The organism is Streptomyces sp. AC558_RSS880 (genome assembly GCF_019049255.1).
Lineage (GTDB): Bacteria > Actinomycetota > Actinomycetes > Streptomycetales > Streptomycetaceae > Streptomyces.
This window is the reverse complement of sequence record NZ_JAGMUJ010000020.1, coordinates 54,875-72,088: the sequence shown is the minus strand read 5'-3', so window position 1 is coordinate 72,088 and position 17,214 is coordinate 54,875. Positions and strand designations below refer to the sequence as shown.

Here is a 17,214-nt window from a genome sequence, read left to right as displayed (position 1 = left end):
GGGGCGTGGTGTCCGGGGCTGGGGGTGGCCTCAGTGGCGGCGCAGTCGGCCGGCGATGGCGTGGCCGATGAACAGGTAGACGACGGCGGCCAGGCCGTAGCCGGCGACCACACGGGCCCAGGCCTCGTCGAAGGTGAAGAGGTCACGGGACCAGGTGGCCAGCCAGTTGGCCGTGTCGTGGACGAACTGGACCAGGTCGTTGCCCCGGTTGGCGTCCAGCAGGTACATCAGAATCCAGAGTCCGAGGATGACGGCCATGATGTCCGCGATCACCGCGACGACCGTCCCCGCGGAGTTGGAACCAGTGCGATAGCGAGGGGACATGCTTTCCGAATGGCCCCGAACGTCGGGTTGAAACCCGGAACGCCCCGGGCCCGCGGGGAAGTTCAGCGGTGGACTACCGGCAGCAGGCGCCATGCCTTCGGGCCGCGCTGTCGGTAGTCCACCGCGAAGACACCAGGGTGCCGGTCCTCGATCTGCCGCAGCAGCGGCAGCGGGCGGGTTCGTCGAGCTGTCCTTCCCGGAGGCGGGCGACCACCCGTTCGTCACCCATGTGATGACCGACGCGGAGCGCGGCGCGCACGGCGTCGTCCGCGTCGGCTGAACACGCCGGGTCTCCGCCGTACGACGCCGTACGACAGCGGCCCCCCGCCCGGTGGGGCGGGGGGCCGTGACGAGAAAGGGCCGGATCCGGTCAGCCGCGCTGGATGCCCGAGGTGTCCTGGAGGACGCCGCGGCGGCCGTCCTGGGTCTGGGCGACGAGGGCCGGACCGCGCTGCTCGACCGCCAAGTACCAGGTGCCGGGGGCCAGTTCGGCGATCGGCGTGGGCGAGCCGTCCTCCGGGAACAGCGGACGGGGCACCGGCACGGCGAACCAGAACGGCGAGAAGTCCCCGGCGGGCGCCGGAGCGGGCTGGCCCGGCTGCGGCTGGCCCGGGAAGGGCTGCTGCGGCTGACCGGGCTGGCCCGGCTGCGGCTGACCGCCGAACGAGGCCTGCTGCGCACCCGGGTAGCCGTAACCGGCGGGCGGCTGAGCGCCGTACGGCTGCGGGGCGGCGGGACGGGCGGCCGGGAGAAGGGCACCCTTGAGGGCGGGCACCAGGGGGGTGGCGACGGCGGCGGCGGCCATGACGAGCGTGGCGACGAGGGCCAGGATCAGACCCGTGCCGGCGCCGATGTCGTCGGAGAAGCCCCCTTCACCGTCGAAACCGCCGGTCGGGTCGAAGATGTTGCCGAGCGCGCACCAGGCGGCGAACACCGTGAAGGCGGTGCCGAACTGGCCGAGGTCGAGGCCGGCGACCTTGCGCGGCTGCGGCAGCCCCCGGGCCACGACGACGAGCGCGGCGCCGATGATCCCCGCCAGCACGATGCCGAGTATGACCGGCCCGCTGTCCCACAGGCTGGGGATGTCCGCGCTGTCCGAAACGCCATCGATCGAGTAGAGATCGAGGAACGACGCGATGAACAGCAATACCGCTGCTCCGATCACCACGCCGTCGCCTCGAGTGAGGGAGCGGATATTCACTTCAGGTCCTTCGTAGGTCGTCTCGTCGTCGGAAGAGGCGTCGCTGTCACCGTGTCGCCCGAAGGCCCGGGTGGGAAGCGCGGGGGTGGCCCCTCATCGTGTGGACGACATTATCGTCCGAAGGATCGGGCTGTCCGCCCGGATCAGCGCGCTGATCCCTACCCGCGCAGGAAACTCACGATTCCGTCGGAAATCCCTTGCGCCGCTTTCTGCCGCCAGGCACCGCTGGTCAGCAGCGCCGCGTCCTTGCTATCGCGCATGTTGCCGCACTCGATGAACACCTTGGGAACCGTTGACAGATTGAGACCGCCCAGGTCCTTACGCGTGACGAGCCCGGTGCCGCCGCCGACGTAGTTGGAGGGCGCGCTGCCGGTGACGCGGACGAAGTTGCCCGCGATGCGCGTACCGAGGTCGCCGGACGGCTCGACGATGGCGCGGGTGTCGGCGGCACCGGCGCGCACGGCGCCGGGGAGGATCACGTGGAAGCCGCGGTTGCCGGTGCCCGAGCCGTCCGCGTGGATCGAGACGACGGCGTCGGCCTTCGCCCTGTTGCCGATCCGGGCCCGCTCGTCCACGCACGGGCCGAACGGCCGGTCCCCGTCCTGCGTCAGCTTCACGGTGGCGCCCTGCTTCTCGAGGAGCGCGCGCATCCGGTGGGCGACGTCGAGGGTGAAGTCGGCCTCGGCGTAACCGTCGTCGGTGGACGTGCCGGTGGTGTCGCACTCCTTGCGGTTGGTCCCGATGTCCACCTGGCGGTTGATCTCGGCGGTGTGCTTGAAGTTCTCCGGGTTGTGCCCGGGGTCGATGACGACGACCTTGCCCTTGAGGGGGCCGCCCGCGGCGGCGGAGGCGCTGGGCTTCTCGTCCTCGGAACTCGCGGACGGCGCCGGCGACGACGTACGGGACGAGGCGGAAGCGGAAGCGGATGGGGAGGGGGAAGCGGCGGCGCTCCCCGCCCCCTCGTCGCCCCCGGAGCCGCCCACCGCGGCGTACACGGCCCACCCGAGCAGCGCACCCGGCACCAGCGCGACGAGTGCCACGGTCAGGGGCCCGCGGCGGGACCTCCGGGGCTGGGGCGGATCGAAACCGGGACCTGTGTACGACACGCAGCCACCCTAGCGGTGTCAGACGCCCGTGCCGGTACGGCGCAGTACGCGCAGGGATCCGGTGGCCGAGACCTCGGTGAACGCGCCGGACGCGAGAGCCCGGAGGTGGACGCGGTACGGCGCCTGGCCGGTGAACTCGTCCACCGGGTCGGGGAAGACGTCGTGGATGACGAGCAGGCCGCCCTCGGTGACGTGCGGGGCCCAGCCTTCGTAGTCGGCGGTGGCGTGTTCGTCGGTGTGGCCGCCGTCGATGAAGACGAGGGCGAGCGGGGAGGCCCAGAGGGCGGCGATCCGGGGGGAGCGGCCGACCAGGGCCACCACGTGGTCCTCCAGGCCCGCCCGGTGCAGGGTGCGGCGGAAGGTGGGGAGGGTGTCCATCAGGCCCAGTTCGGGGTCGACCGTCTCCGGGTCGTGGTACTCCCAGCCGGGCTGCTGCTCCTCGCTGCCGCGGTGGTGGTCCACGGTGAGCGCGGTGACACCGGCCGCGCGGGCCGCGTCGGCGAGCAGGATCGTGGAGCGGCCGCAGTAGCTGCCGATCTCCAGGAGCGGCAGTCCGAGACGGCCGGCCTCGGCCGCCGCCGCGTACAGGGCCAGGCCCTCGTCCACGGGCATGAAGCCCTTCGCCGCCTCGAACGCGGCCAGGATCCCGGGCCCGGGTGTCATCGCCATGGGGCTCGCCTCTTCCGAGGGCGTACGTGTGTGCACGGGCCCATGCTGCCGTACTCCCCGCCGGACCGGCCGGCAGGGGTACCACTGGGTAACAAAGGTCAGGTGGAGACCGTCTCGCCCGGCAGGGACAGGTCCAGGTCGACCGGGCGCCCGTCGCCCTCGTGGCGGGCCGGGGAGGCGAGCGGGGCGTGGCCGGCCGCGCGGACGGCCAGGACGTACGCACCCCCGGCGGGGACGGCGAGGGCGTAGCCGCCGTCGTGGGCGGAGACGGTGGCACCGGCCCGGCGGCCGTGGCGGTCGACCAGGGCGACCTCGGCGCGGGCGACGGGGGCGCCGGTGGCGTCCAGGACCCGGCCGCGGAAGCCGCGCAGGGCCGCCTCCGCGCGTTCCAGGTTCGCGTCCTCCTCGCTGCTCGCCCGCAGTCGCGGGTGGGCCGACGGGCGCCCGGCGGGCAGGAAGAGGGCGAGGGCCAGGCCCACGGCCACCGCCGCCGTCGCGATCAGGAAGGAGATCCGGAAGCCGTGGAGGGTCGGGATCTCCGCGCCGCCCACGGTGTCCGCCGTGTTCGCCAGGACCATGCCGATGACGGCGCTCGACACCGACGTGCCGATGGACCGCATCAGGGTGTTGAGGCCGTTCGCCGCGCCGGTCTCCGAGGCCGGGACCGCGCCGATGATCAGCGCGGGCAGGGAGGAGTAGGCGAGGCCGATGCCCGCGCCGATGACCACCGAGGTGACGACGGTCTGCCAGGCGGCGTCCATCAGGCCGAGGCCGCCGCCGTAGCCGGCCGCGATGATCAGCAGGCCGAGGATGAGGGTGGTCTTCGGGCCGTACCGGGCGGACAGCCGGGCGTAGACGGGGGCCGTGAACATCATCGTCACGCCCAGCGGGGCCACGCACAGGCCCGCGACCACCATCGACTGGCCGAGCCCGTGGCCGGCGGGGAGCTGGAGCAGCTGGGGGAGGACCAGGGAGACGACGAAGAAGGAGACGCCGACCATGATCGACGCGAGGTTGGTGAGCAGGACCTCACGGCGGGCGCTGGTGCGCAGGTCCACCAGGGGCGCGGGGACGCGCAGCTCCATCAGGCCCCACAGCAGCAGCACCACGGCCGCCGCGGCGAACAGGGTCAGCGTGGTGCCGGAGGTCCAGCCCCAGTCGCCGCCCTTGGAGACGGGGAGGAGGAACAGCACCAGCCCGGCGGACAGGCCCAGCGCGCCCGGCAGGTCGAAGGTGCCCTTCGCCCGCACCGGGGATTCGGGTACGACGGTCAGGGTGAGCGCGATCGAGAGGACGCCGAGGCCGGCGGCGCCGAAGTAGAGGACGTGCCAGTCGGAGTGCTGGGCGACCAGCGCGGCGGCGGGCAGCGCGAGACCGCCGCCGACGCCTATGGAGGAACTCATCAGGGCCATCGCCGAGCCCAGCCGCTCGTGGGGCAGCATGTCGCGCATCAGGCCGATCCCGAGCGGGATGGCGCCCATCGCGAAGCCCTGGAGCGTACGGCCGGCGATCATCAGCAGGAGATCACTGGTGAACGCGCTGACCAGCGCGCCGACCACCATCACCGCGAGGCTGGTGACCAGCATGCGGCGCTTGCCGTAGAGGTCGCCGAGGCGGCCCATGATCGGGGTGGCCACGGCGCCGGACAGCAGGGTCGAGGTCAGTACCCAGGTCGCGTCGGCGGGGGTGGTGTCCAGCAGGTGCGGCAGATCCTTGACGACCGGGACCAGCAGGGTCTGCATCACCGCGACGGCGATGCCCGCGAAGGCGAGCACCGGGACCACGGCCCCGCCCGCTCCGCCGGAGGGACGGTCGGTCGTCGTCTGCGTCATGAAGGGTGCCTCCAGGGCCGGCCGTGTACAGGGATACGTGCAGACCGAACCCCGTACACCGAGGCAACTATTCCGATGTTTCGAGCCGCTAACGAATTCTTGACCGTTCCTTTGGTGTCGACCGGTACCGGTCCACCCGGTTGAAGTTGAAGCGGAAATCAAAAAATTCCTTTCATTTCTCCTTTTCAGGTCTTTTGCGGAAGGAAAGGGGCACTACGGACGGTGCGAAAGCGACTGCCGGGACCATTGAGATGAGGGAGACAGAGCAATGCGCAAATTCGTAGGCACCGTCGTCATCGGCGTCCTGCTCGCCGTCGCCCCGGCCGGCGCGGCGTTCGGCCAGACCACCGAGCAGACGGCCCAGCCGACCACCGCCACGGTCGTACAGGCGCAGGACGACAACGACGACGACGGCGGCGGCAACGGCGGACTGTGGGGCCTGCTCGGCCTGCTGGGACTGGCCGGTCTCATCCCTCGTAAGAGCAAGCGCGAACACCACCGGGGCACCAGCGGCGCCACCCGCATGTGACCGTCGGCCTTGGCTCCGACGGAGAATCCCGCAGCTCCGACGGAGAGTCCCGCCCGCCCCCGGCCGACCGGGGGCGGCGCGTTCGCGTCCGGGCCCGGTGCCGGGTCCGCGCCCAGGTCCGGAGACCGAGTGCACGTCGTACGAAAAGCCGATGCCGGGGCGGGGTCCGGTTGAGAGCATGGCGCCCATGCTCGAAACCACCGACACCGCCCGCAGGTCCGCTCGCGCCACCCCGCCCGTGTGGCTGGTGGTGGCGCTCGCCTGTGCCGGGCAGTTCCTCGTCGTCCTCGACATCTCGGTGGTGAACGTCGCCCTGCCGTCCATGCGCGGCGGGCTGGCGCTCGACGAGCAGGGCCTGCAGTGGGTGGTGAACGCGTACGCCATCGCCTTCGCCGGATTCATGCTGCTCGGCGGACGCGCCGGCGACCTCTACGGGCGCAAGCGGATGTTCCTCGTCGGCCTCGGCCTGTTCACGCTGGCCTCGCTGGCCGGCGGGCTGGCCCAGGACGGCTGGCAGCTGCTGCTGGCGCGGGCCGTGCAGGGACTCGGGGCGGCCGTCCTGGCGCCCTCCACGCTCACCATCGTCACCTCGGCCGTGCCGGAGGGCGCGGCCCGCGCCCGGGCCATAGCGACCTGGACGGCCGTCGGGGCGGGCGGCGGCGCGGCCGGCGGATTCGTCGGCGGGGTGCTGGTGGACGCGCTGTCGTGGCGGTGGGTGCTGCTGATCAACGTACCCGTCGGAGCGCTCGTGCTGGCCGGGGCCGCCCGGTGGCTGACGGAGAGCCGGGCCGGGGACGGACGGCGGCTCGACCTGCCGGGCGCGCTGCTGGTGACGGCCGGCCTCGCCACCCTCGCGTACGGCATCTCACAGACCGAGTCCGAGGGCTGGACGGCGGCGGCCACGCTGGTGCCGCTGTGCGCGGGGCTCGCCCTCCTCGCCCTGTTCCTCCTCGTCGAGGCACGGGCCAAGGCCCCGCTGATGCCGCTCGGGCTGCTGCGGCTGCGGTCGGTGGCATCGGCGAACGTGGCGATGCTCATCAGCGGCTCCGCCATGTTCTGCATGTGGTTCTTCATGACCCTGTACGCCCAGAACGTGCTCGGCTACACCCCGCTGGAGGCCGGACTGGCCCTGGTACCGAGCTCGCTCGCCGTGGTCGTCGGCTCCAAGCTCGCGCCCCGGCTGATGCGCGCGGCGGGACCGCGCACCGTGGCCGTGCTCGGCACGCTGATCGCGACGACCGGCTTCGGCTGGCAGTCGACGATGACCGCGGACGGGGCGTACCTCACCGCGATCATGTTCCCCGGCATCCTGATGATGCTGGGCGCGGGCATCGCCGCCACCCCGCTGGCCTCGCTGGCCACGTCCGGCGCGGCACCGGAGGAGGCCGGCCTGGTCTCCGGGCTGGTCAACACCTCCCGCACGATGGGCGGCTCCCTGGGACTCGCGATCATGTCCACGATCGCGGCGGCCCACACGGGCGCCACCCGCACCCCGCAGTCCCTGACGGAGGGCTACGCCCTGGCCTTCCGCACCAGCACGGCACTGCTGGCGGCCGGTGCGGTGGTGATGTGGCTGTGGCTGCCACGGAAGACGGCGGCACACTGAGGGCGGGCCGGGGCGACCACGCCGCCCGGCCATGGGCGACCATGCCGCCTCGACCGCGCTCGCCCGGCAACCGCCGGCAGAGCGCCCGCCCCCACCCCCGCCCAGCCACGACCGCCGGAAGGGATCCAGGAGCCCCATGCCCATCGACGCAGCCAAGGCCCTAGCCGCCCCGCCCCGCACCGCCGACATCTCCTGGACCCCCGAAGACGTCCTCCTCTACCACCTGGGCATCGGTGCCGGCCGCCCCGCCACCGACCCCCGCGAACTGCGCTACACCCTCGAGTCCCGGCTGCACGTCCTGCCGAGCTTCGCCACCGTCGCGGGCGGCGGACCACCCGGCGTGACCGGCGCGCTGTCCCTGCCCGGCATCGACGTGGACCTCGCCCGCGTCCTGCACGCGGGCCAGTCCCTCACCGTGCACCGCCCCCTGCCGGCCGAGGGCACCGCCACCACCACCGCCCGCATCACCGCCGTGTACGACAAGGGCGATGCGGCCGTCCTCGTCATGCGCACCGAGGCCGCCGACGCCGACGGCCCGTTGTGGACCGACGAGGCGCGGATCCACGTACGCGGTGAAGGCGGCTGGGGCGGGGACCGCGGCCCGTCCGTGCGGCACGAACCGCCCGCCGGGGAACCGGACCTGACCCTCGAACGGACCGTCCGCGAGGACCAGGCCCTGCTCCACCGCCTCTCCGGCGACTGGAATCCCCTGCACGCCGACCCGGGGTTCGCCGCGCGCGCCGGGTTCGAACGGCCCGTTCTGCACGGCCTGTGCACCTACGGCATGACCCTCAAGGCGGTCGTCGACACCCTGCTCGGCGGTGACGTCACCCGCGTCCGCTCCTGCGCCGCCCGGTTCGCCGGGGTCGTGTACCCGGGCGAGACGCTGCGGATCCGGATGTGGCGCGGGGACGGTGCGGTGCGGGTGACCGTCGGCGCCGTGGAGCGCGGCGACGCGCCGGTACTCGCCGACACCACGGTCGAACACGACTGAGCCGAGCCCCGGCCGTCGATGACGGCCGGGGCCCGGCTCGGTTGCGGACCGGTTCCTGACGTGAGGTCAGGCGGCCGACTCCGCGTACTCGTTCGCCTGTTCCGGCCTGCGGTGCCGGCCGCGCGGGGACGCTTCCGCGTCCTGCGTGGAGACCGGACCCCGGTGCCTGCCGTGTCCGGCAGTGGCCTGTCCGCTCTCGGCGGACTGCGACTCGTTCGTGCTGACGTCGTTCATCGGAAGGAACTCACCCCGTAAACATGATCTTTCCTACAGCCGGGCGAGTGTAACCAACACACCACTGCCCGGATCCAGGCGGCCACGCGGACCGCCACTACTTCGTTACAAGCCGTCCCAGAGGCGCCTGCTGCAGAGGGACAGGACGGGGGGCGGCGGGGGTGCCGGGGTCGCCGTGCGCGGGAAGTCCGGCGTGGAACGGGCCCGTGCCGTCGGTCATGTGCTCGGCGCAGGGCTGCGGTCGGCCGTCGACCAGGTGCGCGGTGCACAGCGGGAGCGGGCCGTCGGCGATGTGCACGACGTACGACGACGGCCGACCGCCGCCGTGCGTGGCGCGGGGCGGGAGGGGGGCTTCGGCCATGGGGCCGGTGGTGGTGGCGAGCCGGCCTACGGTCATGAGCACGGCGGCGGAGGGGGTCCCGCCTTCGGCCATGGGCACGGCGGCGGACGGGGTGCGGTCCTCGTGCGCGGGTGAGGGTGCGGTGGTGGTGGCGAGCCGGCCTACGGTCATGAGCACGGTGGCGGAGGGGGGCCTGCCTTCGGTCATGGGTGCGGTGGCGGAGGGGGTCCCGCCTACGGTCACGGGTGCGGCGGCGGACGGGTTTCGCCCTTCGGGCATGGGGCCGACGGGGAAAGCGAGCCGGCCTTCGGTCATGGGCGCGGCGGCGGACGGCATCCGGCCGTCGGCCACGGACCCCACGGTGGTGGAGAACCAGCCGTCGGACACGGGGCCGGACCCGGATTCGTGCCCGGACCCGGACCCGGCGGACGCCGGGCGGCCCGGGGCCTCCGGGAGGTCCACCACCGGACGGACGTCCAGCCCCTCCCGCCGCCGTTCCTGCCCGGGCGCCCTCAGTCCGGCGACCCCGCACGGCACCGCCCCGGTGGAGTACGGCAGCCGCAGCACCCCGTCCGCGGTCCACAGCCCGGCGCCGGCCAGCCACCCCGCCGGCGCCGGAAAGTGGTGCACCTGCCGCTCCGCCGGCCGCCACACCCCGACCCAGCTGCCGAACGCGCCGTTGACGCGCAGGGCCACCGCGCAGCCCTCCGGTGTCAGCATCTGCCCCGGCTGGATCGCGAACGGCGTGACCGTGCAGTCCGTCAGCCGCAGGCACTCCGGGAAGCGCACCGGCAGCGTGCTGCCCAGCACCCCCCAGCCCAGCCGGTCCCGGCCGGGTGACGGCGCGTCCGAGCGGATCAGCAGCAGCCCGCTGTCCGGGTCGGCGAGCAGCACCCGGTCGTTGCTCCCGGCGGCGATCTGCAGCAGCGGGGACATCTCGCCGCCGCGCTCCAGGTCCACCACGACCGCCTTGGTGCGCCCGCCGGTCTCCCGGTCCAGCGCCAGCATCCGCCCTTCGCGGTCCAGCCACACCCCGCCCGAGCAGCGCCCGGGAACCTCCGCGAGCTGCTCCGGCCCGAACGCGCCGCCCGTCACCAGCCACACCGCCGTCGACCGCCGGCCCACGGCGAGGGCGTACGCCCGCTCCCCGCCCGGCGCGGGCGGCAGCAGCCGCAGCCGGGTGCCCTCGTCCGGGCACTCGACCGTGCCCAGCGGCAGCTCGCCGGTGCCGGGGCCGGTCGGGTACAGCAGGGAGAAGGCGTGCCGGCCGCCCACCAGCCGGTGGATGAGGACCCGCCCGTCGCTCAGGGGCTGCACCTCGGTGCCGGGTGCCTCGGGCTGGTTGCCGGGCAGCGGCACCGCGTAGGGCTCGGGGCCGTCCAGGGTCCAGCGCTCCGGGAAGAAGGAGTCGCCGGCGAGGGCGAGGCGTGCGGCGTAGGAACCGTCGGCGGTGATGGTGCAGCCCGCTCGCCCGGCTCCGTCCTCGTGTCCCGCCTCAGGTTCGATGGCACAGACCGTCATCGTTCGGTCACCTCCGGTGACGAAAGTAGGTCGCGTGCGTACGGACGGCGGACCGGTGGGCCCGCACTTCACACGTAAGGGTGCTCCAGGAACGATTCGCCTGAGGGAGGAGCGGACGTGTGCTCCACGGGATCGTGCCGCCGTGCTCGACGGGATCGTGGCGGCGTGCTCCAGGGGGCGTGGCGCCGTGCTCGACGGGATCGTGGCGCCGGCCGGCGGAGGCGGCGCCGGTTCAGGTGCACGGGGTGGCCCAGGTAGCCTTGGCGGCGTGCCCCGTCTGTCTGAAGTCATCGCCGCGCTGGAGAACCTGTGGCCCGCCGAGCGGGCCGAGTCCTGGGACGCGGTCGGCACCGTCGTGGGCGACCCCGACCAGGAGGTCACGCGGGTCCTGTTCGCCGTCGACCCGGTCCAGGAGATCGTGGACGAGGCGGTGAAGCTGGACGCCGACCTGCTGGTCACCCACCACCCGCTCTACCTGCGCGGTACGACCACGGTCGCGGCCTCCACCTTCAAGGGCCGCGTGGTGCACACGCTCATCAAGAACGACATCGCGCTGCACGTCGCCCACACCAACGCCGACACCGCCGACCCGGGAGTCTCGGACGCCCTCGCCGGTGCCCTGGACCTCAGGATCGTACGGCCCCTGGTGCCGGACCCGTCCGACTCGGACGGCCGTCGGGGCCTGGGCCGCGTGTGCGAGCTGGACCACCCGCTGACCGTCCGCGACCTCGCCGCCCGCGCCGCCGAACGCCTCCCCGCCACCGCGCAGGGCATCCGCGTCGCCGGCGACCCCGACGCGCTCGTGCGCACGGTCGCCGTCAGCGGCGGCTCCGGCGACAGCCTCTTCGACCACGTCCGGGCCGCCGGCGTGGACGCCTTCCTCACCGCGGACCTGCGCCACCACCCGGCCTCCGAGGCCCGCGCCCACAGCCCCCTCGCGCTGCTCGACGCGGCGCACTGGGCCACGGAGTGGCCCTGGTGCGAGCTGGCGGCAGCCCAGCTCGACGAGATCTCCGACCGCCACGGGTGGGACCTTCGGGTCCACGTCTCGAAGACGGTCACCGACCCCTGGACCGCCCACGCGGCGTCTCCCGCCACCACCGACACATCTGGAGCCCCCAACTGAACGCCGCGCCCGCCGACCAGATCCGACTCCTCGACGTCCAGGGCCTCGACGTCCGCCTGCAGCAGCTCGCCCACAAGCGGAGGTCGCTGCCCGAGCACGCCGAGATCGAGTCGCTGAACCGGGACCTCACCCAGCTGCGCGACCTGCTCGTCGCCGCGCAGACCGAGGAGAGCGACTGCGCCCGCGAGCAGACCAAGGCCGAGCAGGACGTCGACCAGGTGCGCCAGCGCGCCGCCCGCGACCAGAAGCGCCTCGACTCCGGTGCCGTCTCCTCGCCCAAGGACCTGGAGAACCTCCAGCGCGAGATCACCTCCCTCGCCAAGCGGCAGGGTGACCTGGAGGACGTCGTCCTGGAGGTCATGGAGCGCCGCGAGTCCGCGCAGGAGCGGGTCGCCGAGCTGACCGAGCGGGTCGGCTCCGTGCAGGGGAGGATCGACGACGCCACCGCGCGCCGGGACGCGGCCGTCGAGGAGATCGACGGCGAGGCGGCCTCGGTGACGAAGGAGCGCGAGGTCGTCGCGGGTTCCGTGCCCGCCCCGCTGCTGAGCCTGTACGAGAAGCTGCGTGAGCAGCAGGGCGGCATCGGCGCGGCGAAGCTGTACGCCCGTACCTGCCAGGGCTGCCGCCAGGAGCTCGCCATCACCGAGCTGAACGAGATCCGCTCCGCGGCGCCCGACACGGTGGTGCGCTGCGAGAACTGCCGCCGCATCCTGGTGCGTACGTCCGAGTCGGGGCTGTAAGGGCTGCCGGGGGTGCGGGAGTTCATCGTCGAGGCGGACGGCGGGTCGCGGGGCAACCCGGGGCCCGCGGGCTACGGGGCCGTGGTGAGTGACGCGGCGACGGGGGAGACCCTGGTGGAGGCGGCCGAGTACCTCGGTGTCGCCACCAACAACGTCGCCGAGTACCGGGGCCTGCTGGCCGGCCTGCGCGCCGCCCGTGAGCTGGACCCGGAGGCACGGGTCCACGTCCGGATGGACTCCAAGCTCGTCATCGAGCAGATGACGGGCCGCTGGAAGATCAAGCACCCGGCGATGAAGCCGCTCGCGGCTCAGGCGGCGCTGGTCTTCCCGCCGGAGCGGGTCACCTACGAGTGGATCCCCCGCGCACAGAACAAGCACGCCGACCGGCTGGCCAACGAGGCGATGGACGCGGGCAAGCGGGGCGAGGCGTGGTCGGCGGCGACCTCCCGGGCCGCCCTGGACACCCCACCGGCCCGTCCCGCCGCACCCGGCCCCGCGGGCCCGCCCGGCGACGCGGCGGCGGGCGCGGCCCGCGCCCGTGCGGCACTGGCCTCAGCGGCCGGAGGTCCTCCCACCGCCGGGACCGGTACCGGTACCGGCACCCTTCCCGAGGTCGCCGGTGGTGAGGAGACCGCCGGTGGCGAGGAGGCCGCCGCTCTCAAGGCCGACGCCGACGTCCGGGCCGCGCGGGCCGTCGCCACGCCCACCGCCGGCTGGGCGCCCGCCGACCTCGGGCCGCCCGCGACCTTCGTGCTGCTGCGGCACGGCGAGACCCCGCTGACCCCGCAGAAGCGTTTCTCGGGCAGTGGCGGCAGCGACCCCTCCCTCTCCTCCGTCGGCCGGGAACAGGCCGAGAAGGTCGGCGAGTTCCTCGCCCGGCGCGGCACCGTCCAGGCGGTCGTCGCCTCGCCCCTCGCCCGTACCCGCGAGACCGCCGGCATCGTCGCCGCCCGGCTCGGTCTCGACGTGACCGTGGAGGACGGGCTGCGCGAGACGGACTTCGGCGCCTGGGAGGGCCTCACCTTCGGCGAGGTCCGCGAACGCCACCCCGACGACCTGAACGCCTGGCTGTCCTCCCCGGACGCCGAACCCACCGGCGGCGGCGAGAGCTTCGCGGCCACCGCCGCCCGGGTCGCCGCCACCCGCGACCGGCTGACCGCCGAGTACCGCGGCCGTACGGTCCTGCTCGTCACCCACGTGACACCGATCAAGACCCTCGTACGCCTCGCCCTGGGCGCCCCGCCCGAAGCCCTGTTCCGCATGGAACTCTCGGCGGCCTCGCTCTCCGCCGTGGCGTACTACGCCGACGGCAACGCCAGCGTCCGCCTGTTCAACGACACCTCGCACCTGCGCTGAGCCCCGCCGCCGCACGGGCCAGCGCCTCGATCCGGTCCCAGTCCCGGGCGGCCACCGCGTCCGCCGGAAGCATCCAGCTCCCGCCCACGCACCCCACGTTGGGCAGCGCGAGGTAGTCCGGCGCGGAATCGGGGCCGATGCCCCCGGTCGGGCAGAAGCGGGCCTGCGGAAGCGGACCGGCGAGCGACCTCAGGTACGCCGTGCCGCCCGCCGCCTGCGCCGGGAAGAACTTCATCTCCCGCACCCCCCGCTCAAGGAGTGCCACCACTTCGGAAGCAGTGGACACCCCCGGCAGGAACGGCACCCCGGACGCCCGCATGGCCTCGAGGAGTACGTCCGTCCACCCCGGGCTGACCAGGAACCGCGCCCCGGCCGCCACCGCCTCGCCCACCTGCACCGGCGTGATCACCGTCCCGGCGCCGACCACGGCCTCGGGCACCTCACCGGCGATCGCCCGGATCGCGTCGAGCGCGGCGGGCGTCCGCAGGGTCACCTCGATCGCGGGCAGGCCCCCGGCCGCCAGGGCCCGCGCCAGCGGTACGGCGTCGGCGGCGTCCTCGAGGACGACGACGGGCACGACGGGGGCGAGGTCCAGCACGGAGGAGTCCGCGGAGGGCAGGGGAGAGCGCATGACGTCATCCTGCCCACACCGGTGCGCCCTGCGCAAAGCTCATTGCATATGCTGCAATCAGTGCACCTCGTCCACCAGCACGTCCAGCGCCCACGCCGCCCCCGCCCTGGCCGGCGCCGCGGCCTCCACCTCGTACCCGAGGTCCCGCAGCGCCTCCACCAGCTCGCCGGGGTCCTTCGGCGCGATCCCGGCGGTCAGCAGGCTCCGTACGATCCGCCCCTTGGTCGCCTTGTTGAAGTGGCTGACCACCTTCCGGGTCGGCGCGTGCAGCACCCGCACGGTCGCCGTCCGTGCCGCCACCTCGCCCTTCGGCTTCCAGGCCGCCGCGTACGCCGCCGACCGCAGGTCCAGCACCAGCCCGTCCCCGGCCGCCTCGGGCAGCACCTGGGCCATCGGCGCACGCCAGTGCCCGCTCAGCGCGCCGAGGCCGGGCAGCTTCACGCCCATCGAGAGGCGGTAGGAGGGGATCTCGTCGGTGACCCGCACCGCGCCCCACAGCCCGGAGAAGACCAGCAGGGACGCCGCCGCCCGCCGCTTCGCCGCCGCGTCCAGGGACGCCAGGTCCAGGGCGTCGTACAGCACCCCGGTGTAGATCTCCCCGGCGGGCCGCGCCCCGGCGGTCCGCAGCTCCGCGTTCTTCGCGACCTCGCCCCGCAGCCCCTCGCTCAGCCCGAGCACCTCGCGCGCCTTGTCCTCGTCACCGGTGCACAGGTCCACCAGTTCGGCGAGGGCGGCCTCCCGCGCGGCGGTCAGCCCCGGCAGCGACAGCGACTCGGGCTTCAGCGGGGCACCGCGGCCGGAAGCGGCCTTGCCTTCGGACGGCGGCAGCAGGACAAGCACACGTACTCCTTCGGTCGAGCTCGAAGTCAGCGTACGGCGTGTGCCAGCCGGTCCAGTTCGGCGCCGTAGAGGACGGCCGGGTCGAAGCCCATCCCCGTGAAGTGCCCCGCCAGTTCCAGGGAGAGCACCCCGTGCAGGCGGGTCCAGAAGGACAGCGCGCGGCGCAGGGCGGCGGGGTCCGCGGGGTGGTCGCCCGCCCACTGCCGGTGTTCGGCGAGGTGGTCGTCGAGGCCGGTGGTGTCGGCCGGGCCCTCGACGAGCCGGGCGGCGTCGAGGAGGACCGCCATGATCTCGCGGGCGATCGCGGTGACGTCGTCGGGGGCGTGGTAGCTGGGGACGGGGGTGCCGTAGACGAGGAAGTAGCGCTGCGGGTCGTCGAGCGCCCACGCGCGCAGCGTGCGCCCCAGCCCGTCCAGGTCGGCGCCGGACGCGGCGGCCGCGCGGAAGGCGTCGGCGAGGCCGCGGTAGGCGTCCCGGATCAGCTCGGTGATCAGCTCGTCACGGCCGGCGAAGTACCGGTACAGCGCGGGTCCGCTCATGCCCATCTGCTTGGCGATGGCGTTCAGTGACAGCCCCGGCGCCCCCGACGTGGCGATCTGCGCCCAGGCGCGCTCCTTGATCTCCGTACGCACCTGGGCGCGGTACCGCTCACGAGGCGTCTGCGTGCCCTTGGCCACCACGTGCCGTGTCCCTCCGGTAGCTGTCCGGTGAGACGCTATCACCGAGGAGAGGGGGTGCAGCGAGCGCGCGGACGAGCCCGTCGGAGTCGTCCGCGTGGAAGCGCACCACGCGGACCTCGCGGCGGTGCCCGAAGAAGGTGACGTGCGTGACCGGCTCGGCGAGCTCGACCGTGACGGTCGTCTGCGCGCCGACGGCGAGATCGAGCTCGCCGTCGGCCGCCTCGTGCGTCATCCGCAGCTCACGCCGGACCGAGGCGATCCGCTCGACCGGTATCCGCAGGTCGACGTGGACGGCCCGGCGCACCCGCAGCACACCGTCACCCACCACATGAGGCCGTACGACGGACGCGGCGTGCAGCGCGACGACGAAGACGACGGTGTACACGTCCAGGAAGAGCACCACCGCGTGCACCGTCGGCCAGTCGTCCAGCAGCACGGACATCGCCACCGTCTCGACCACGCACACGAACGCGAACCCGTACATCATGGCCGCCTGCCCGCGCGCGTACCCGAACGCCGTCCCGCCGCCGACACCGTGCCTGCGCCGGGCCACCCACAGCCAGAGGCTCGCCATCAGCCGCAGCTCGTGCCGGGCCAGCGCCCACGCCACCCGCACGCCCCTCATGACCGCCCCTCCGTGACGATCCGCAGCATGCGGCGGAACACCTCCGCCTGGGCCGGTGCGAAGTCGGCGTAGAGGGCCCGCAGGAAGCCGTCGGCCTCACCGATGTCGGTCCCCTCCGGGATCAGCTCGTCCGGCACGGACGCGGCGAGCGCCCGGGCCGCCTCCTCCACGCGCGGATCGTCCGGCTCGGCGTCGGCGAGCGCGTCGAGCATCGCGTACAGCGCCCGCGCCCGCTCCGCCCCGCCCGGCGCGCCCATCACCCCGCCGAGCAGCCCGACCAGCCGCTCCCGCTCCTCCGGCGGCGCCGCGGTCTCGAGGAACGCGAGCATCTCGCGGTCCTTGACGGCCATGGGGGAGTCGGACAGATGGGCCGTGTCCCGGAACAGCGCGGCCAGCTCGGGGGAGACCGGCCCCTCGGAGCTCAGCCCGCCCTCGCTCTCCAGCAGGGTCCGCAGCCGCGCCCGCCGCTCCCGGATCGCGGCCTCCTGCCGCGCCAGGTCCTCGTCCAGCTCCGTCAGCACCTCGACGAGGTCCTTCCCCGCCTCGTCCGCGAGCACGTCCCGCACCTCGGTGAGCCCCAGCCCCAGCTCGGTCAGCCGCCTGATCCGCGCCAGCACGACGGCGTGCCGCAGGGTGTAGTCCCGGTACCCGTTGCCCAGCCGCTCCGGCTCCGGCAACAGGCCCAGCTGGTGGTAGTGCCGCACCGCCCGCGTGGTGACACCGACGGCCGCGGCGAGTTCTCCGATCCGCATGACCCCAGTAGAAACGTTGACGCCGCGACAGGGTCAAGCGAACCCCGTCGAGTGAACGACTTCCGTCCGTCCCCGAAGCGAGCCCTCCCTGCGCCAGTCTGACCGGCG

18 protein-coding genes and 1 pseudogene are annotated in these 17,214 nt (G+C 73.8%); 6 read left to right on the top strand and 13 right to left on the bottom strand.

Annotated elements, in window-relative coordinates; genetic code table 11:
* Window positions 1–30 precede the first annotated feature (30 nt).
* From KUM38_RS08065 to KUM38_RS08040, 6 genes are all read right to left on the bottom strand, one after another.
* The gene (locus tag KUM38_RS08065; protein WP_217128587.1) at window positions 31–324 is read right to left on the bottom strand and encodes a hypothetical protein; all 294 of its coding nucleotides are present in this window, start codon (window positions 322–324) and stop codon (window positions 31–33) included.
* A 62-nt stretch (window positions 325–386) separates the two neighbouring features.
* Complete coding sequence (locus KUM38_RS08060) at window positions 387–488, bottom strand: hypothetical protein (RefSeq protein ID WP_302181186.1); 102 nt, start codon at window positions 486–488, stop codon at window positions 387–389.
* A gap of 206 nt (window positions 489–694) precedes the next feature.
* A complete protein-coding gene (locus KUM38_RS08055; protein ID WP_217128586.1) occupies window positions 695–1,525 on the bottom strand; it encodes a DUF5336 domain-containing protein in 831 nt (276 codons plus the stop codon).
* Between the two features lie 158 nt (window positions 1,526–1,683).
* Window positions 1,684–2,631 (bottom strand): N-acetylmuramoyl-L-alanine amidase, encoded by a 948-nt coding sequence (locus KUM38_RS08050; RefSeq protein WP_217128585.1) that lies wholly within the window; start codon window positions 2,629–2,631, stop codon window positions 1,684–1,686.
* Window positions 2,632–2,649: 18 nt separating this feature from the next.
* The gene (locus KUM38_RS08045; RefSeq protein ID WP_217128584.1) at window positions 2,650–3,300 is read right to left on the bottom strand and encodes a class I SAM-dependent methyltransferase; all 651 of its coding nucleotides are present in this window, start codon (window positions 3,298–3,300) and stop codon (window positions 2,650–2,652) included.
* Between the two features lie 98 nt (window positions 3,301–3,398).
* The gene (locus KUM38_RS08040) at window positions 3,399–5,132 is read right to left on the bottom strand and encodes an MFS transporter (protein ID WP_217128583.1); all 1,734 of its coding nucleotides are present in this window, start codon (window positions 5,130–5,132) and stop codon (window positions 3,399–3,401) included.
* Between the two features lie 268 nt (window positions 5,133–5,400).
* On the opposite strand from KUM38_RS08040, the gene KUM38_RS08035 reads away from it, so the two are divergent.
* The 3 genes from KUM38_RS08035 (at window position 5,401) to KUM38_RS08025 (ending at window position 8,261) form a co-directional block, all read left to right on the top strand.
* The gene (locus tag KUM38_RS08035; protein WP_217128582.1) at window positions 5,401–5,661 is read left to right on the top strand and encodes a WGxxGxxG family protein; all 261 of its coding nucleotides are present in this window, start codon (window positions 5,401–5,403) and stop codon (window positions 5,659–5,661) included.
* 178 nt (window positions 5,662–5,839) lie between these two features.
* The gene (locus KUM38_RS08030) at window positions 5,840–7,267 is read left to right on the top strand and encodes an MFS transporter (RefSeq protein WP_217128581.1); all 1,428 of its coding nucleotides are present in this window, start codon (window positions 5,840–5,842) and stop codon (window positions 7,265–7,267) included.
* A 136-nt stretch (window positions 7,268–7,403) separates the two neighbouring features.
* Window positions 7,404–8,261 (top strand): MaoC/PaaZ C-terminal domain-containing protein, encoded by an 858-nt coding sequence (locus KUM38_RS08025; RefSeq protein ID WP_217128580.1) that lies wholly within the window; start codon window positions 7,404–7,406, stop codon window positions 8,259–8,261.
* 66 nt (window positions 8,262–8,327) lie between these two features.
* Here the strand turns inward: KUM38_RS08025 and KUM38_RS08020 are convergent, their stop codons facing one another.
* Both KUM38_RS08020 and KUM38_RS08015 read right to left on the bottom strand, forming a co-directional pair.
* Window positions 8,328–8,495, bottom strand: coding sequence for a hypothetical protein (locus tag KUM38_RS08020; protein ID WP_217128579.1), 168 nt, complete (start codon window positions 8,493–8,495; stop codon window positions 8,328–8,330).
* 849 nt (window positions 8,496–9,344) lie between these two features.
* Window positions 9,345–10,356: pseudogene (locus tag KUM38_RS08015) on the bottom strand (hypothetical protein); the annotation flags it as partial.
* A 268-nt stretch (window positions 10,357–10,624) separates the two neighbouring features.
* On the opposite strand from KUM38_RS08015, the gene KUM38_RS08010 reads away from it, so the two are divergent.
* From KUM38_RS08010 to KUM38_RS08000, 3 genes are read left to right on the top strand one after another with little or no spacing between them, the layout of a single operon-like run.
* On the top strand, window positions 10,625–11,482 hold the full coding sequence (locus tag KUM38_RS08010) for a Nif3-like dinuclear metal center hexameric protein (RefSeq protein ID WP_217128578.1): 858 nt from the start codon (window positions 10,625–10,627) through the stop codon (window positions 11,480–11,482).
* On the top strand, window positions 11,479–12,222 hold the full coding sequence (locus KUM38_RS08005) for a zinc ribbon domain-containing protein (RefSeq protein ID WP_217128607.1): 744 nt from the start codon (window positions 11,479–11,481) through the stop codon (window positions 12,220–12,222). Before KUM38_RS08010 ends, KUM38_RS08005 begins: the two co-directional genes overlap by 4 nt.
* Before the next feature lie 12 nt (window positions 12,223–12,234).
* Window positions 12,235–13,578: a bifunctional RNase H/acid phosphatase gene (locus KUM38_RS08000; RefSeq protein WP_217128577.1), complete on the top strand. Its 1,344-nt coding sequence runs from the start codon at window positions 12,235–12,237 to the stop codon at window positions 13,576–13,578.
* Here KUM38_RS08000 and eda read toward each other — a convergent pair.
* The 5 genes from eda to KUM38_RS07975 are packed head-to-tail and all read right to left on the bottom strand — an operon-like array spanning window position 13,553 to window position 17,106.
* On the bottom strand, window positions 13,553–14,209 hold the full coding sequence (gene eda / locus KUM38_RS07995) for a bifunctional 4-hydroxy-2-oxoglutarate aldolase/2-dehydro-3-deoxy-phosphogluconate aldolase (protein WP_217128576.1): 657 nt from the start codon (window positions 14,207–14,209) through the stop codon (window positions 13,553–13,555). The two genes, KUM38_RS08000 and eda, sit on opposite strands and share 26 nt — an antisense overlap.
* Before the next feature lie 57 nt (window positions 14,210–14,266).
* Window positions 14,267–15,049, bottom strand: coding sequence for a peroxide stress protein YaaA (gene yaaA / locus KUM38_RS07990; RefSeq protein WP_217128575.1), 783 nt, complete (start codon window positions 15,047–15,049; stop codon window positions 14,267–14,269).
* Between the two features lie 26 nt (window positions 15,050–15,075).
* A complete protein-coding gene (locus KUM38_RS07985) occupies window positions 15,076–15,729 on the bottom strand; it encodes a TetR/AcrR family transcriptional regulator (protein ID WP_217128574.1) in 654 nt (217 codons plus the stop codon).
* Window positions 15,698–16,354, bottom strand: coding sequence for a hypothetical protein (locus KUM38_RS07980; RefSeq protein ID WP_254396842.1), 657 nt, complete (start codon window positions 16,352–16,354; stop codon window positions 15,698–15,700). Before KUM38_RS07980 ends, KUM38_RS07985 begins: the two co-directional genes overlap by 32 nt.
* Window positions 16,351–17,106, bottom strand: a complete 756-nt coding sequence (locus KUM38_RS07975; protein ID WP_217128573.1) for a MerR family transcriptional regulator — start codon at window positions 17,104–17,106, stop codon at window positions 16,351–16,353. The genes KUM38_RS07980 and KUM38_RS07975 overlap by 4 nt, the downstream gene beginning before the upstream one ends.
* Window positions 17,107–17,214: the final 108 nt, after the last annotated feature.

Bases quoted from the DNA above. Each gene is read 5' to 3' on its own strand.
- KUM38_RS08030 (WP_217128581.1), top strand. From the start codon at position 5,840: ATGGCGCCCATGCTCGAAACCACCGACACCGCCCGCAGGTCCGCTCGC.
- KUM38_RS08020 (WP_217128579.1), bottom strand. From the start codon at position 8,495: ATGAACGACGTCAGCACGAACGAGTCGCAGTCCGCCGAGAGCGGACAG.
- KUM38_RS08065 (WP_217128587.1), bottom strand. From the start codon at position 324: ATGTCCCCTCGCTATCGCACTGGTTCCAACTCCGCGGGGACGGTCGTC.
- KUM38_RS08040 (WP_217128583.1), bottom strand. From the start codon at position 5,132: ATGACGCAGACGACGACCGACCGTCCCTCCGGCGGAGCGGGCGGGGCC.
- KUM38_RS08035 (WP_217128582.1), top strand. From the start codon at position 5,401: ATGCGCAAATTCGTAGGCACCGTCGTCATCGGCGTCCTGCTCGCCGTC.
- eda (WP_217128576.1), bottom strand. From the start codon at position 14,209: ATGCGCTCTCCCCTGCCCTCCGCGGACTCCTCCGTGCTGGACCTCGCC.
- KUM38_RS07975 (WP_217128573.1), bottom strand. From the start codon at position 17,106: ATGCGGATCGGAGAACTCGCCGCGGCCGTCGGTGTCACCACGCGGGCG.
- KUM38_RS08045 (WP_217128584.1), bottom strand. From the start codon at position 3,300: ATGGCGATGACACCCGGGCCCGGGATCCTGGCCGCGTTCGAGGCGGCG.
- KUM38_RS08025 (WP_217128580.1), top strand. From the start codon at position 7,404: ATGCCCATCGACGCAGCCAAGGCCCTAGCCGCCCCGCCCCGCACCGCC.
- KUM38_RS07980 (WP_254396842.1), bottom strand. From the start codon at position 16,354: ATGAGGGGCGTGCGGGTGGCGTGGGCGCTGGCCCGGCACGAGCTGCGG.